The following is a 16274-nucleotide window of genomic DNA, read 5'->3' as shown; positions in this document are numbered from 1 at the left end:
TGATATTCGGATAATACCTGTTAGGGCAAATAACCTAGTAATTTCTACTCTCCGTTACTCGTTACCATGGCATAGCTCATCGGGAAAAGCCCGAACTTGCTTTCTGCCACAACGATATTAGTGATAAGCTACACAGTAACATTTAAAACCACAAAATTTCAGATAGTTAATAACATTATTATATAAATAATTTGCTCGAAGGATAATTGAGATGGGGACACACGCCAGGGAGTATAAGGAAATAAGAAGCAGTGGGTGAGATAAAGATGAACGGGCGGCCACCAATTATTGATGAAACCGCCCGAATTTACAATATGTATTAGAAAAGCTGATGGTTAAGTAATAGATGACAAATGATGCTGGCGATATATCCCAGTGCAATCACAGGCATCCACTTCAAGTGACCAAAGAAGGTATATTTACCATGCGCTGCTCCCATCAAGGCCACCCCGGCAGCCGAGCCAATAGACAGCATACTGCCACCAACTCCCGCTGTTAGAGTAACCAATAGCCAGTTGCCAAGAGTCAGATCGGGTTGCATGGTGAGCACTGCAAACATCACAGGGATATTATCAACAATGGCCGAAAGCACCCCAACCATAATATTGGCCCATACCGGGTTCCACTGGGTATACATAACCTCCGATACCATACCGAGATAACCCAGCAAACTAAGCCCACCAACACACATTACGACCCCATAGAAAAACAACAAAGTATCCCACTCTGCATGCGAGACACGTTTGAAGACATCAAACGGTACGACCGAACCAAGTCGTTTTAACGCCGCTTCGTCATGATTGGCCATTGCAATGGCCTTCTTTTTGGCAAGCGAGCGCGGGAGGGTTTTACGAAGGTAGAAGCCGAAGAACTGAAGATAACCGAGGCCCATCATCATACCTATTACCGGTGGGAAATGAACCATGCCGTGGAAGGCAACAGCGGTAGAGATAGTCAGAATAAACAAGGCCACGATACGGCGTGCCCCCCGTTTTAGCTCAACATATTCGCCAATCGTATTTGGTTGGGTTTTCGGCACAAACAGCGACATGATCACAGCCGGAACCACATAATTTATCAATGACGGGATAAAGAGATCGGTAAATTCGAGGAATGAAACCAACCCAGCCTGCCAAACCATCAAAGTCGTAATATCACCAAAGGGACTAAACGCACCACCAGCATTGGCAGCCACGACAATATTGATACAAGCAAGATTAATAAAGCGAGTATTGTCGCCCCCCACTTTCATAACGACAGCACACATCAACAACGCGGTTGTCAGGTTATCGGCAATGGGGGATATTAAGAACGATAGAATGCCCGTCAGCCAAAACAAGCTTCTGAAATTAAAGCCCTTGCTCACCATCCAGGCCTGAAGCGCATCAAACAGTCGACGCTCTTCCATCGCGCTGATATAGGTCATCGCGACAAGGAGAAACAGTAACAGCTCTGCGTACTCAAGCAAGTTATGTTCGAGTGCACTTTTTGCAACATCTATTTGACCTAGTTCCTGAAACACAAACCCTATCATCAGCCAGATAATACCGGCAGCCAGCAGTACAGGCTTTGACTTGCGAAGCTGTAAATATTCCTCGGCCATCACAAGGCAATAAGCCAAGGCAAATATCAACAAAGCCACATACCCTACAAAAGACTGGGTTAGATCAACCTCAGAACTCACTGCCATTGCTGGTGTCGCTGTCAGTAATCCAGCTATACATAATACAAGCTGTTGAACTTTCATCCTGTTTCTCTGCTCCTTGAGAAAAATACATCTACGCCCAAGTGTACACATAACGATTAGATATTAACGTGAAGCATACCGATAAGCCGACCAAAACTAGCAACATACCCTTAACAACATTCAGTTGTTTGGCTAAATGAGTAATCAAAAGCGCAAATAATGAAACAGTTAATTAATTAATGTCGACCCCATCACCTTCTCTATTTATTCACTTTACATCAAATGGAAATGATAATAATTTTCACTGCGAATTAACTAATTTTGTCTTAGGGAGAGAACCGTGGAACAGGCATTTCACCCCGAACCATTGGTAAGCATTAGAGAGTTGGAAGTCACCTATGTTACCGATCAAGGTGACTTTCGTGCGGTAGATAACGTCAGCTTTGATATCGGTAAAAGCGAGATTTTTGGCCTCGCCGGTGAATCCGGCTGTGGCAAAAGTACCATTGCTTTTGCCATTAACCGTCTTCATAAGCCGCCAGCCCTGATTACTAATGGTCAAATTCACTACGACGGCCTCGATCTCCTCACGCTTAGCGAAAGAGAAATGGGGATTATTCGCTGGAAAGAAATTGCCATGGTGTTCCAAAGTGCCATGAACTCCCTCAATCCGGTACTCCCCCTTAAAGAGCAGTTTGCCGATGTTATGAGGCACCATCTAGGATATAGCAACGAACAGGCCAATGATCGCGCTGAGAAGCTGCTGGATTTGGTCAACATTCCGCGCGACCGTTTATCTGACTATCCGCATCAGTTCAGCGGTGGTATGAGACAAAGGCTGGTTATTGCTATCGCACTAAGCCTAAGTCCCAAGCTGATCATTATGGACGAACCGACCACCGCACTCGATGTGGTTGTCCAGCGAGAAATACTGCAACAAATCTATCAACTACGAAAAGAGTTTGATTTCTCGGTACTGTTCATCACCCATGATCTTGCCCTCATGACCCAGCTCTGTGATCGCGTTGCCGTTATGCGCAAGGGGAAGATTGTTGAAGTAAACAGTTCCAAAGAGATCAGAAACAACCCGCAACACCCATATACACAGCAGCTATGGGCTTCGTTCCCGAATATTCATGAAGAAGCCGATCACATTCGTGTTACAGAGGATATTGCCCTATGAGCCAGCCGATTATAGAAGTAAAAAACGTTGTCAAAGAGTTTCTGGCAGGCGGCATGGGATCGAAAGACATCTTCCGCGCACTCAATGATATCAGTTTCAAGCTATATAAAGGACGTACCCTGGCACTGGTCGGCGAATCCGGCTGTGGTAAAAGTACCTGTGCCAGGCTCATTACCAAAGTGCATGAACCGACACAGGGGGAAATCTTATTTAACGGCAAAGATATTACTGATATCACATCACGAAAAGAGCTCCTTGAGTATCGCGGTAAAGTACAAATGATTTTCCAGGATCCATTCGGGTCACTCAACCCTACTCACACGATAGAGCACCACTTGGCTCGCCCTCTGCTAATCCACAAGCAAGTCAGTGATAAACAGGCACTACGGGCAAAACTGGAAGAGCTGATGACATTAGTCGAGCTACCGACCTCTGATCTGAGTAAATACCCTCACCAGCTCAGCGGCGGTCAGCGGCAGCGTGTCAACCTTGCCCGTGCGATTGCAGTTGGTGCCGAGGTGATCCTGGCCGACGAACCCACCTCCATGCTGGATGTCTCTATTCGCCTCGGTGTCCTGAACCTGATGAAACAGATGAAAGAGCAGATGGGCATTGGTTTTCTTTATATCACTCATGATCTGGCTACAGCGCATTACATTGCCGAAGAGACTGCTGTGATGTACCGCGGCCGTATCGTGGAATGGGGAGATACCCGCTCTATTCTGAGAAATCCAACCCACCCCTATACACGGCTATTGATATCGGCGGTTCCAGATCCGGATCTTCCTTTCCACCAGCTTGTTGATTCTGAGCCAAACTATTCATTGAGTGCAGATAAAATTCGTACACTTAGCCTCAAAGAAGTCGATGGCTATCAGCAAATCAGCGATAACCATTTCGTAGTCAACTGGGAGAGCGAAAAGGAAAACGTTGCATGAATCAACTTAGCATCTGGTTAGCCGGGATAAAAACCTGGTACCACCCACAGCAACAGTCTGATATTGACATCTTAGTTAACGCCGTTAGCCATGCACCGGAAGAGATTTTCGGACCAATAGAAAGCGAGCTTCACAGTGAGGCTCTTGCTTATTGGTTAGATGCCTGTACGCGGTTGAGTTACTACTATCAAGACAGTCAAGAGATAGACAAAGCCTTCAGCTATCTGCAGTTTGCTTATGCCAAATTGCAAGATATGGCATGCAGACCAGAACTTGATAGTGATATGAAGCGCTGGTGTCTGAAAAAGCTGGACCGGATGATTGTCGCCACCATGGAATTTTGTCAACGCCAGCCCGAGACAAAATGGCAACAGGAAAGTACACAGCTCATTGAGCTACACGTGATGTTCATGGAAGGCCAGAATAATATCAATCTTGCCTACTCCGATAACCACCCAGTATTAAAGTAATTTCGCGTAACATACTCAGCCTTACCAAACGGTAAGGCTGATGTAAAAATAATCCTCTCTTCGCAAGTTTTTACTAAGCTAAAGATAGCGCAGCAAATAAGCTATTGAAGGTCTTAGAACTATGACGTTAAAGGCAATTATCAAGCACTTCTTATTATTCTCTGTATTCTGTAGCACTAGCGTTAGCATTTCCGCACTGGCCGAATCCATGCCCAGTCCACCAGAGATTGCCGCAAAAGCCTGGGTCTTGATGAGCTACGAGTCAGGTCAGGTCATCGCCAGTGAAAATGAACAGGCACTATTGGCACCTGCAAGCCTGACAAAGATAATGACAACCTACGTGGTGGGAAAAGAGCTCGATGCGGGGCATATTGCGGCGGACGACAAAGTTATTATCAGCGAGAATGCGTGGGGTCAGAAGTTTCCCGGCTCATCAAAAATGTTTCTCAATGTCGGTGACGAAGTCTCTGTTGATGATCTCAACCGCGGGGTGATTATTTCATCGGGTAACGATGCCACTGTTGCGCTTGCCGAGCATGTTGCAGGCCATCAGCCAGCATTTATCGAAATGATGAACCGCACGGCTGAAAAGTTGGGAATGGATAACACCTATTTTGCCAACCCGCACGGCCTGGACTCTGAAGACCAACATACAACAGCCTATGACATGGCCCTGCTGACACGTGCACTCATTCAGGACCTGCCTGATATCTATCCCTTTTTTAAAGAGAAATCGTTTACCTTCCAGAAGATAAAGCAAGGAAACCGTAATGCACTGCTGTGGGATACATCCTTAAATGTCGATGGCGTGAAAACTGGTTACACAAAGAAAGCTGGCTACAGTTTAGTCTCCTCTGCTGAACAAAATGATCAACGCCTTATCGCTGTGGTGATGGGAACCGACAGTGTGAATATACGTCGTACCGAAAGCAAAAAGCTCCTAACCTGGGGGTTCCGCTTCTTCCAGGATATTACGCCGCAATTTAGTAGCAAAGAACTGTCTACGCTTAAAGTATGGTATGGCTCCCCTTCTGCCATAGCCGTTGAGGTAGCCGACGGAGGAACAATCACCGTGCCAAGGCGCCAGCGAAAGAATATTGAACACAGGATCTTCTATAACAATGAGCTCGAAGCGCCTGTCGAAAAAGGGACACAAGTTGGCAAAGTGGAATGGTATCTAAATGATGAATTGCTAACAGAACAACCCATTTTAGCGGCTGAAAGTGCCAGCAAGGCCCCCTGGTATAAATCTATGATTGATGTTGTCTGGCGACCAATCGGCCAATGGTTTACCGAGCAGGATTGGGAGCCTAAATAACTCGCTTCTACTAATAAGAACAGGCCTACGGGCCTGTTCTCTCAATAACGGGGCGGACTATATATTTCTGTAACTAATCATAGTCACCATCAAAGATGACACTCTTATGAAGCCATGATTCAAGAATGATGAAGCCCCAGGCTAGTCATTAGTGCTCCGGCTTCATCCAAACCGATTTAAAATCAAACCATCCCATTGAGTTAGACTGCATGCCCTGAATAACCCCCGTGTCATCAACCCCCAGCCAATTATGGAACAGCGGAAGGATCTGCCCACCTTGAACCAGTTTGGCACCGATGCTCTGGCACGGTGAATCCATAGCAATGTCAGCACGCCAATGTGCAACGCTACGCTCTATTTCATCAAACTCCGCTTCGGGCATAGCGCGTGCGATATGGTCAAAATTATAAAACCAAGACAAGATGGCATCATCACGGTAGTTACTAAGACTCATCCCCCCAAGCCAGATATCAATTTTGTCTGCATGCTTACCGGATAATATCTCCATCGTCGATAGCTCCAGCACTTTTAGCTTAAGGCCATCTTCCGCTAATAGCTTACGCATGGCAGAAGCAATATACGGATAAACCGGATGTTGCTCCGCGAACGCCAACGTGACATTACGTCTTGCCGGTACCGAGGTTTTTTCAGTCATCAGAGGCATATGCGCCCAGCCGGGAAGAATGCCATAGGCATTGGTAAGACGAAAATCTCCGATTTCATTCTTTTCAAGCAGAGGCAGTACATTCAATGGCGTTAAACGACATCTAAAATATGCTAGCCATTGCTCATTGTTAGCCAGACCTGTCATTCGATTAAACAGCAGATAATTACATCCCTCATCCAGCTTAAGCCGTGTTGAAACACTGACACCACTTAACTGGCTGCTATCCGCCGCAGGCTGTAGATAGCATGAGGCCACTTCTGACAGCATCCAGATATCAACGACATCAATCAGTGCTCGCATACCGAAATAGTGATCAAAAGCCTCTAGCTTAAATCGCTGCTTGTCATTCTGTATAACGCGGTACGGGCCTGTACCTATCGGGAAAAGCTCATTATCCCTTTCATGCTCAGCATCGGCTGGCTGAATAACAGCACTGACATTGCTCAGTAACTCAGGTAATCGATAGTCATCACTTCTAAGGTAAATATCAATAGTATTGGGAAATGGTGAGTCAACAGTTTGAATATGCTTAAACAGTCGCTGTTTTTTTACCTGTTCAAGCGTTGTGATAATGTCCTGGCTATCAAGCAACTTGCCGTCATGGAATCTGACCGCGGGACGAATATAAAAGCGCCAGTGGCGTGGAGAAAGAGACTCCCAGTGATGCGCCAAATCACCCTCGACTTCCTCTTTTTCCTCATTTATCCGGGTTAAGCCGTTAAAGATTTGTCTGGCTAAGTGCTGTTCCGAACGGCGAAGCGGACACAGCGGATTAAGGTTACTGAATGCTCGATAGTACGGTAGACGAACAATCTGTTTGCCTTGTGCGGTGGTGTGTCCCAGTTGTTCCTGGATGAGCTGCGCCAGTTTGTCTGCATTGTTTTCAAGTACCTCAAGTGCAGGCTCCAGCTTGCCTTCTGCCACCAGCTTTCTGGCATGCATATACTGTAATTCACTGTCAGAGCTATGAAAAACAAGTTTTGACTGCTTTCCTCTTCCTACTGCGGGCTGCCAATCTATCCAGCCCTTTTCTACCATTTTGTTGATCACCATACGTACGTTACGACGGGTACAAAACAGTACTTCGGCAATATCCTGCAGGTTTGTTTCGCAGTCTTCTCCGGAAAAGTGGCTATAGAGGCGCTGAAATTGAATTTTAAGCCTTTGACTGCTCATAAAAGAGGAACCTTTGTAATTTATTTGTTCTGTTTTTCACTTCCTATTTTAACTTAAAATCAAACGTATACAAAAAACAAACTGATTCTAATGGTAGCCAGTACAAGAGCCGATCATTTTTACCCCCATTCAACTGTGAATCTCCTGAGTGAATGCTGGCTACCATCTCTCTTTACTGAGTCACACTCGTCGGCAAATACTCAGTCTAGGCTCTTCTTAAAGCGCATTGAAGCAACAACTAAACCGATAACGGTGAAGCCGACCAACCAAACTGCATCGCGCCATAAATCAATCAAATCTGCCCCGCGTAATACAATACCTCGAATCAAGCGCATAAAGTGTGTTGCTGGTAATACCTCGGATATCCACTGAGCAATGACAGGCATTGCCTCATACGGAAAAATAAAGCCCGATAACAGGATTGAAGGCAACAAGATAAACACCGTCATCTGCATCGCCTGAAGCTGAGTCTGGGCGATAGTCGATATCACTAACCCCAAAGTCAAACTAGCCGAGATAAACAATAAGGTCCCAAGCAACAGTTGCGATAACTCACCATTTATCGGGACATCAAATATGAAATGCCCCAGGCCAAGGATGATCCCGACCTGAATGAGCCCGACAAAAATATAAGGGATAATCTTCGCTATCATCAGCTCAATAGAATGCACCGGCGTAGTGATCAATAGCTCCAGATTACCCCGCTCCCGCTCTCGCACTATTGCTGCCGAGGTAAACAGAATCATTGTCATCGTCAGAATAACGCCAAGCAGACCCGGAACGATATTCACGGCTGAACGCCTGGAAGGATTGAAATACAAGGCAACATCAAAAGTCGGCTCAGCAGGCGGTTGGTAGGTCAGCAAGTCCTGTAATGGCATGGTCTGCAATTGCAGCAATGCCGAGCTGATCATCGTATCTGAGCCATCCACCAGCCACTGCCCAACGGTGCGCTGCTGTACGATTCGCTGTGACAGATCAGAAGGAAGAACCAACGCAGCTCTAACCGTACCTTCAGTAATCGCCTTTTCAGCTTCTGCTGCTGTTGGGTAAGACTGTGTAACCACGACCACTTGCGTAGCTTTCACGGCTTCGGTTATTACCCTCCCCACAGCAGAATGACTTTGATCAACAACCGCAACAGGAATATTTCGAACATCGGTATTAATTGCATAGCCAAACAACAGCAACTGTATTAGCGGGATCATAACGACCATACCAAACGTAATGCGATCTCGTGACAGCTGGCGAAACTCTTTTACCATTATCGCACTCATACGAAACAGGCTATTCATTGCCTTCCCTCCCCCGTACTTGTCACGAACACATCTTCCAGGCTTGGCCGTGCTATCGTCAACTCTGCGTTACCCAGCTCAGGATACTGCAGTCTCAGCCATTTTGTCGGCTCAGTAATATCCTGCTCGACAAGCACCCGTAACCGGATCCCCAATTGCGCCGCAGAGCGTATTTCGTCTCGCTTTAATAGCTCTGTTTTGAGCTGGCGGAGATTATTGGCCTGTACCTCGACAACCGTTACACCCATGTTCCTCATCAGATCTTCCGGTGAGCCATTCGCTCGAACCACGCCCGATTCCATAATTGCCAGACCATGACAGCGCTCTGCCTCATCCATGTAATGGCTGGTGACAAGAATCGTCGTTCCCTGATCACTCAAATCAAACAATTGCTCCCAAAAATCACGGCGATTTTCTGGATCAACAGCCGAAGTCGGTTCATCCAAAAATAGTAGGCTGGGTTGGTGCATCGTGGCTGCAGCAAGCCCCAGACGCTGCTTTTGGCCACCACTCATACTCCCAGCCCGCTGCCTGACTAACCTATCAAGGCCATAGGTAGAAAGTTGTTCATCAATACGCTTGGCAAGCGGTTTTGTCGACATACCGAAAATCTGACCAATAAACTGAAGATTTTCTTTAACGGTCAGATCTTCATACAGCGAGAACTTCTGGGTCATATAACCAATACGAAGGCGTAACTTTTCTGCTTCCCGGGGCACTTCCAAGCCAAGGACTTCAACCTCCCCAGTTGTTGGACTTAGCAGGCCTGTAAGCATACGTATGGTTGTCGACTTCCCACAGCCATTCGGACCGAGAAAGCCATAAATGCTGCCCGTCGGTACCACAAGATCAAGCCCATCTACAGCGGTAAAATCGCCGAACTTCCGAGTGAGCTGCTTTGCGACTATTGCATTCTCACTCATGAGGCATCTCCACCTGAGCGGGTACACCTGCGGGGAGATCTTTGGCTTCGTCAGGCATATCGACCTCAGCCAGATAAACCAAACGGGCACGGTCTTGTTCATTCAGTGCGTAATATGGGGTAAAGGCCGGCTCTGTGGCAATCCAGCGTAAAGTGCCGGTATAACTGTTCGCCATACCATCAACATGCACTGTCAGCTTATCACCCGCCTTCAGTTTCACCCTGTATGGCTCTGGTACGTACACCCGTGCGTAGGGAACAGTATCGGCCTGAACGGCAGCGACAATACTGCTTGTTGATACTCGCTCACCGACATTATACGGCAGGCTATCTAACACCCCATCCCGGGTGGCGATAATCGTCAGATCATCGAGAATTTGCTGCTGCAGTGCAACCTCCGCACTGGCGGCTTCAAGGGATGCTTGGGCCTGAGTGATATTTTCCGGACGTTCCCCGCTGGTTAATTTGGCAAGGTTCTCAGCCGCGGAATGGTAATCAGCCTGGGCAGCATCACGCTCCGCCCTCGCCCTATCACGCTCTGAGTAACTGGCTAACTTTTGGGCAACAAGTTTGGTTATACGGCGATAGGAACTCTCGGCCTCGGTCAATGTTGCTTTTGCTCGCTCAACACTGGCCTGTGCTGCTGCGATATCTTCGGGGCGCTCACCATTGGTCAACTTCAGCAAATATGCAGCGGCTTGAGCTTCTTCAGCCTTAACGCGAGCAATAACTGCAAGCTGCTGCTTGTTGTCTAACTGAACTAACACGTCACCTATCTTAACGAACTCACCTTCTTTAACAGGCTGGAGGCGAATGATTTCGCTTGAAGTGGCAGTTAGGGTGACCCTGTCACGCTCAAGGGTACCCAACGCCTCTGTCGGCCCCTGCTCTGTACACGCCGTCACGGCAAACATCAATAATAAAGTGTGCAATACTCTTCCCATAGCACCGCCCCTATCAATTTCAAGTCATATTAAAAGTGTACGCCGTTGAAACTAATGGACAATCGATTTAATTACCTAAAAGAAGAGGAAGTGATGAGCAAAATAATGCTTTATAACAAGCTTTTACGAATTGCCACATTGCGATGGCTCTGCTACATTCGTACGCCTTACACTAAGAGGAAATAAGTACTTAATTCTCAGTGCTTTTATCTCTTTACAGCCATACATTTATTTTTGGGTATTATTTTGAACACTGCTGATGAATTCATTCAACACCTGGAATTGGAACGACATGTCGAAGGTGGTTACTATCGTTCCTCGTATAACTCGCAGAGTAATTTCGATCAGACCCGCTCTCTGTGGACCAGCATCTATTTTCTTCTTCGCACAGGTGAAGTTTCCCACTTCCACCGTTTGACGGCAGACGAGATGTGGTACTTCCACGCGGGTGAGTCGCTGACTATCTATATGATTTCAGAACAAGGTGAGTTGACGACGGCACAGCTAGGCCTTGATATCGCGGCAGGCGAACGACCGCAGTTCCTTGTGCCCAAGGGATGCATTTTTGGGTCGGCAATGAATAAACCAGGATTCTCACTCGTCGGGTGTATGGTATCGCCAGGCTTTACGTTCGAAGATTTCGAGCTCTTTAGCCAAGAAACACTGCTGGATATGTACCCTCAACACGAAGAGATTATTAAGCGTTTGAGCCGTCCTGAGAATTAAACAACATTTGTTGGCGTAAATTCATTTAGTAGCTCATTTTGAGCTGCCCTTCATAGAAAGGGCAGCTCTTGATTATCAGGCCGTTTCAAGAACAATACGATAACGAGCCTTGTTGGCAGCTACCTTATCCATCGCCTCGTTTATCTTGTTGATTGGCATTACCTCAATCTGTGGCTCAATTCCATGTACCGCAGAGAAATTAAGCATCTCCTGCATGAAGTGACGACCACCAACGATACTGCCAACAACTGATTTTTGACCGAAAATCAACGGTAACAATGGCACTTTCATTTCTGAAACTGGTAAGCCGACAAAGCAGAGCTTGCCATTATTCGCAAGAAGATCGAACGCCATGTTCCAGTCAGCATCAGCAGAAATAGTACACACAATGAGATCGAAAGTTCCTTTAGCCTCAGCCATTTCATCTTCGTTGCCCCACTGAAGGAAGTTATGAGCGCCAAAACTGCGGGCTTCTTCTTCTTTTGACTTGGTGGTTGAAAATGCCGTCACTTCAGCGCCCATTGCATTGGCATATTGCAGCGCTAGATGACCAAGACCACCGATCCCCATAACACCCACTTTCATACCGAGTTTATCGATATGAGTTCTGAGTGGGGTGTATACAGTGATACCGGCACATAGTAGCGGTGCTGCAGCTGCAGAGCTAAGCCCGTCTGGAATTCGATAAGCGAAGTCAGCAGGAACACGCACCTTGTCAGCAAATCCACCATGGTGCCCAACGATTAGGCCCGTGTACCCTTCACGGCAGATGTTCTCCTGACCACTGAGACAATGGTCGCAAGAACGGCACGAGTCTCGAATCCAGCCTAACCCGACACGGTCACCGATATTAAGGTTTTTAACCAGCTTTCCTGTTTCTACGATTTCACCGACTACCTCGTGACCAGCCACTAATGGAAACTGACTAATATCCCAGTCATCATCCCTCATGTGCAAATCGGTGTGGCACACACCATTATGGGTGATTTTTACATCAATATCCCAATCACCCATCGCTTCGGGGCTATATGACCAGGGTACAAGCTTACCTCCCGCTTCCATGACAGCATAGGCATTAAACTTTTCATTACACATGCGCGATTCCTCATAAATTGATTAATTGCTAAATAATTTATAAATTTAATTCCGCATATTTATACATAATTAATGAGTTTCATTAAGTGATTTACTAAGAAAAGTTAATATATCAACTTTCATTTGCAAACAGGAATGCAACATATTTTTGATGCATTTAGTTATATGATCTTTATCTCCAAAACTGGCTCAGGAATATTAACAGCCTTCCAGCAGAAATTAACTTAATGGTAACAAGTGTTAGTGGGATATATTAGTCCCACATTTAAATTACATATAAGGCAAATAATCAAAATTGCCGCAAGACATAATTAATATCTAAATTATTCCCACGTGTAAATATGGCTTATGGCCTGTATTACGCCTATCTTCTATAGTTCACCCCATTGAGAAAGCTTGCTCTTCTGTCATAATTTTTTCTTTTGCAACAATCCAATAATAGATGTTGATTTACTTTCAACATTATCTGCAAATGCATTACTTGATATATTGGACTTAAATTATTCAATAACCTACTCAACACAGTTATCAGTCCAGGGTAAACCATAACTTTTATGGTAAGCCTTTAGCTATATTATCCTGTTATTTTATTCCTGAGTCATTTTAACTTTTTTGTTATCGGCTGATTCCATGAAGTCTTTAGTTATGATAGTACAGGAATACCTTGGTAATATGCATAGCTTAATCACATATAAACACTTCAATGCTAAATGATTACACTACGCCCTGTCGGAAGATGCTCAAGTCGATCACCCAAAACCTTTTTCAGTATCCCAAACGCTTTCATTCCAGTGCAATGGCCCGTGTAGAGCTTATCTATTGGATAACTCTCCAAAGTCTGCCCGATAGCCTTGATCTCCTCTTTACTTCCTCCGACACTATCAAATATCGGTAAGCCTACAAGATGAAAACCACCCACGACAGCCTTAATCCTTGCGCTCGGAAAAAGCTCAACAGCAGTGTGAACCATATTGATAACTCCACTATGTGCACAACCTGTAAAAACGACAAGACCATCGTTTTCTTTGATGATCAGGAGTAGTTCATGGTCAAAAGTATCTGGCTTGCAACCCTTACCTGAATTAGAAAATAGGTATTTATTACCTTTTGGCTGTTGATACTTGGAGCTTATATTCGTAACAACATAAATGTTAGGCAATATTTCTGTCATCTCGTTAACGAAAAAAAATCGTTCTGGTGCTTTCTCAAATATTTCCATATCAATACCGACATTACTCTTAAAGCCAAATGCCTTGAAAGAATAATCCGTTTCTTCACACTCTCGAAAGTACACCTGAGCTTTAGTATTGCAATCCAAAAAATGAGTAACACCATTGCAGTGATCATGATGACGATGTGAAATAACCGCAGCATTTATGTCTCTAATTTCAACACCCAGTAATGCAGCATTATCACAAAACGCTTTACCACTACCAGCGTCAAATAAAATCTGCTGCCCCATTGTTTCTATATGAAGAGACAACCCTCTCTCGACTGCGAGATCGGGTCTGCTGTTTAACCGTGAGTTATCAACTAAAGCTGTAAGTTTCATAATTACCTATTGAGATAGAAAATTGCACTCATTTTAAACGACTGAATGAATGACCAATAGTTAAAGGATTCAGTCATAAACACTTTATTTTTTATTTCGAGCTACCATTTTTTGTATACTGCCTCGCAAATCAACATTGTTGGAAACACTAATTATCCCTCAGCCTATAATATTCATTTTTCTGAAGATTTAATATTACTTAATCAAAAATGGAGTATTCATGATTAGTCATAAAATGATTGGCTTATTGGCGTTGACCGTTTCATGTACTGCACAGGCTGCAGAACCTGTCTATGATACAGATGGTACGGCAACTCGTATAACGAGTTATTCTAACGGTCCAGTGAAACAGATTGAAGTGAGATCATCTTCAAATTATTACATGGAAGCGCTTGTTTATGCTCAGTCGCCAACAATTGAGTGCACAATGGCAGAGCTTATTTCAGAGTCAACTCAAGAAGCCTTTTCGACTATTGGATTGACACCAACGCCATTTGGCTTTGTTGTCCACGGAGAGCTTCCAAAGAGCAATGAAACGCTAGCAAAAGCGCTTAAGATTTCTTGCGAAGATGGTGAGCAATCATTTACCGTTTTCCATAAAGTTCCAGCTTCCCCTTCTATTCAGCTTCAGCCAGATCTACAAGGGGAAGAGTGGATTCCCCCGTACAAGTATCGTCCAGGATTCTTCTTGAACCTCAATTATCAGGCACAAGCTTACATTGATAATCACAGCTCTGATGGCGTTTGTACGAGCAATATGCTTACTGGCGTACTTCCCGAGTTTAATTTCATACAAGATGGCAAGTCTCAGTTTATTAGCGATAGCTTTGAAGTGTCAGGCAAGGGATTTTACACCAGTATTCATTCTCCATACTTTGTTAGAGGAATTACATGTAGTAATGCGGGTGGTAAAACCATTTTGACTGAGGAGTGGCAGCTATCCAGATATCAGCCGAATGATATTAGCTTAAATATTACAGAAAGTTACGATTAAGCTATATCTTTACCATATATGGCAGTTAAGTGCTGCCATATTCATAATCCAACCATAAGGAGTGTTACGACTAATCCACCAAACCTACTAACCCCAAAACTTGATATCAAGTTCACCTGTGCGAATTAACCAAAAAGTTGTTCGACTGTTTTCATAGGAATGAACATTCGAGTTCGACCATTATGCTCGCTCAAGACCTCAAAACCATATTTAGCATAGAATGATTCTGCCGTCGGTGTAAGGCAATCAACAACAATGGCATAAGCGCGCATATGAGAGTTTATCTCCCATAAATATTGAAGTGCTTTAACCAAACTGACCTTACCTAAACCATGTCCGTGAAACTCACTATGTACTGCAAGTTGTGCCAATAGAAAAACTGGTATTGGATACCTTGGTATTTTTTTCGCCAATGCCTTAGGTAAAGTCTCACGACAAATAGAACTTGGTGCGATGCTATAAAATGAACAGATTGGGAATTTTTGATTGGTTAAAGGCACTGTAGCAGGTAACACCATTGTTCGGCTGATACCTGCTTGCATATGTTTTGCAGCCTGAGTTTGAATGAAAATATTTAACTCTTTTTCACCACAATCAAATGATGCTCTGTCATGGATACTTCTATCGAGTTCCATAAACTCTTTTGACCAACTCACTTAATACCTTGCTCTTTTGTAAACGAAACTGCATCAAGAAGTGCCTTGTTAGGTGCTTTTGCCTTATCGCAAGCATCAACAAAACGGTCAAAGACATTATCCTCAACAGTGATACTCTCATGTTCAGCAATCACTTGTGTTGAATCTTCGTCCATCAGACGAACAACGTACTCAGTCAGGCTTTTTAAACCAAGTAACGCTGAGGCCTTCTCAGCCTTAGCTTTAATATCTTCATCCAAACGTAAATCGAGCCGTGCAGTTGCCATTACTTAACCCTCCATTTGTACAGAACTATTCCGTACATGATAAAAGTATAGATCGTTCTAGTAGTACTAGCAACTTGTACGGATATTTGGCGGATATGATGATCTTCATTGCGAATATCGCCTGTGATAAGTTGCTCCACGCCAAACCTGCAAAGCACACTAAACTTCATACCAAAACCGCCGAGTGTAACGGGTCACACTTGATGCCTTTGTTAGCCGTTCGCCCCAAAGGCTACTGCTTACGTCAAAGCCGCACTCATGACCCTAAACGCTTCGACATTTTACTACTCATTGGTCTGCTCGCTTTTATGGTCTATTGGTGGTTTGGAATAATTGCAGAACATAACGGTTGGCACCGTCACTTTCAGGCAAATTCTGTAAAAGA

At 44.8% G+C, this 16274-nt stretch carries 15 protein-coding genes and 1 pseudogene; 7 read left to right on the top strand and 9 right to left on the bottom strand.

Features of this window, described 5'->3' with window-relative positions; genetic code table 11:
• Positions 1-319 precede the first annotated feature (319 nt).
• On the bottom strand, positions 320-1747 hold the full coding sequence (gene nhaD, locus EIZ48_RS05275) for a sodium:proton antiporter NhaD (protein ID WP_075767377.1): 1428 nt from the start codon (positions 1745-1747) through the stop codon (positions 320-322).
• Positions 1748-2027: 280 nt separating this feature from the next.
• On the opposite strand from nhaD, the gene EIZ48_RS05270 reads away from it, so the two are divergent.
• The 4 genes from EIZ48_RS05270 (at position 2028) to EIZ48_RS05255 (ending at position 5596) form a co-directional block, all read left to right on the top strand.
• Positions 2028-2870 (top strand): ATP-binding cassette domain-containing protein, encoded by an 843-nt coding sequence (locus EIZ48_RS05270; RefSeq protein WP_160649042.1) that lies wholly within the window; start codon positions 2028-2030, stop codon positions 2868-2870.
• Entirely contained in the window at positions 2867-3808 is a 942-nt protein-coding gene (locus tag EIZ48_RS05265; RefSeq protein ID WP_160649041.1) for an ABC transporter ATP-binding protein, read from the top strand. The genes EIZ48_RS05270 and EIZ48_RS05265 overlap by 4 nt, the downstream gene beginning before the upstream one ends.
• A complete protein-coding gene (locus EIZ48_RS05260; RefSeq protein ID WP_160649040.1) occupies positions 3805-4278 on the top strand; it encodes a hypothetical protein in 474 nt (157 codons plus the stop codon). The genes EIZ48_RS05265 and EIZ48_RS05260 overlap by 4 nt, the downstream gene beginning before the upstream one ends.
• A 121-nt stretch (positions 4279-4399) precedes the next feature.
• A complete protein-coding gene (locus EIZ48_RS05255; RefSeq protein ID WP_160649039.1) occupies positions 4400-5596 on the top strand; it encodes a D-alanyl-D-alanine carboxypeptidase family protein in 1197 nt (398 codons plus the stop codon).
• A gap of 148 nt (positions 5597-5744) precedes the next feature.
• On the opposite strand, the gene sgrR is transcribed toward EIZ48_RS05255, so the two are convergent.
• The 4 genes from sgrR to EIZ48_RS05235 form a co-directional block, all read right to left on the bottom strand.
• Entirely contained in the window at positions 5745-7439 is a 1695-nt protein-coding gene (gene sgrR / locus EIZ48_RS05250) for an HTH-type transcriptional regulator SgrR (protein WP_160649038.1), read from the bottom strand.
• A 200-nt stretch (positions 7440-7639) separates the two neighbouring features.
• Entirely contained in the window at positions 7640-8734 is a 1095-nt protein-coding gene (locus tag EIZ48_RS05245; protein WP_160649037.1) for an ABC transporter permease, read from the bottom strand.
• On the bottom strand, positions 8731-9657 hold the full coding sequence (locus EIZ48_RS05240; protein WP_160649036.1) for an ABC transporter ATP-binding protein: 927 nt from the start codon (positions 9655-9657) through the stop codon (positions 8731-8733). The genes EIZ48_RS05245 and EIZ48_RS05240 overlap by 4 nt, the downstream gene beginning before the upstream one ends.
• Positions 9650-10600, bottom strand: a complete 951-nt coding sequence (locus EIZ48_RS05235; RefSeq protein WP_160649035.1) for an HlyD family secretion protein — start codon at positions 10598-10600, stop codon at positions 9650-9652. The genes EIZ48_RS05240 and EIZ48_RS05235 overlap by 8 nt, the downstream gene beginning before the upstream one ends.
• Before the next feature lie 246 nt (positions 10601-10846).
• On the opposite strand from EIZ48_RS05235, the gene EIZ48_RS05230 reads away from it, so the two are divergent.
• Positions 10847-11326, top strand: coding sequence for a cupin domain-containing protein (locus EIZ48_RS05230; protein ID WP_160649034.1), 480 nt, complete (start codon positions 10847-10849; stop codon positions 11324-11326).
• Positions 11327-11401: 75 nt separating this feature from the next.
• Here the strand turns inward: EIZ48_RS05230 and EIZ48_RS05225 are convergent, their stop codons facing one another.
• Positions 11402-12421 (bottom strand): NAD(P)-dependent alcohol dehydrogenase, encoded by a 1020-nt coding sequence (locus tag EIZ48_RS05225; RefSeq protein WP_160649033.1) that lies wholly within the window; start codon positions 12419-12421, stop codon positions 11402-11404.
• A 706-nt stretch (positions 12422-13127) separates the two neighbouring features.
• Positions 13128-13973, bottom strand: a complete 846-nt coding sequence (locus EIZ48_RS05220) for an MBL fold metallo-hydrolase (protein ID WP_160649032.1) — start codon at positions 13971-13973, stop codon at positions 13128-13130.
• Between the two features lie 220 nt (positions 13974-14193).
• Here EIZ48_RS05220 and EIZ48_RS05215 point away from each other — a divergent pair, with 220 nt between their 5' ends.
• Positions 14194-14967 carry a hypothetical protein gene (locus EIZ48_RS05215; protein ID WP_160649031.1) on the top strand — a complete coding sequence of 258 codons (774 nt, stop codon included), beginning with the start codon at positions 14194-14196 and terminating at the stop codon, positions 14965-14967.
• Between the two features lie 125 nt (positions 14968-15092).
• Here the strand turns inward: EIZ48_RS05215 and EIZ48_RS05210 are convergent, their stop codons facing one another.
• Both EIZ48_RS05210 and EIZ48_RS05205 read right to left on the bottom strand, forming a co-directional pair.
• Complete coding sequence (locus EIZ48_RS05210; protein WP_160649030.1) at positions 15093-15623, bottom strand: GNAT family N-acetyltransferase; 531 nt, start codon at positions 15621-15623, stop codon at positions 15093-15095.
• Positions 15620-15889, bottom strand: coding sequence for a type II toxin-antitoxin system TacA family antitoxin (locus EIZ48_RS05205; RefSeq protein WP_160649029.1), 270 nt, complete (start codon positions 15887-15889; stop codon positions 15620-15622). Before EIZ48_RS05205 ends, EIZ48_RS05210 begins: the two co-directional genes overlap by 4 nt.
• A 230-nt stretch (positions 15890-16119) precedes the next feature.
• Here EIZ48_RS05205 and EIZ48_RS05200 point away from each other — a divergent pair.
• Positions 16120-16274 (top strand): annotated as a pseudogene (locus tag EIZ48_RS05200) (IS4 family transposase); the annotation flags it as partial.

This window comes from Photobacterium alginatilyticum (assembly GCF_009910675.1).
In the GTDB taxonomy this organism is placed as follows: Bacteria; Pseudomonadota; Gammaproteobacteria; order Enterobacterales; family Vibrionaceae; genus Photobacterium; species Photobacterium alginatilyticum.
Note: the sequence above shows the minus strand (reverse complement) of the source record. Positions and strands in the feature narration are given on the sequence as shown.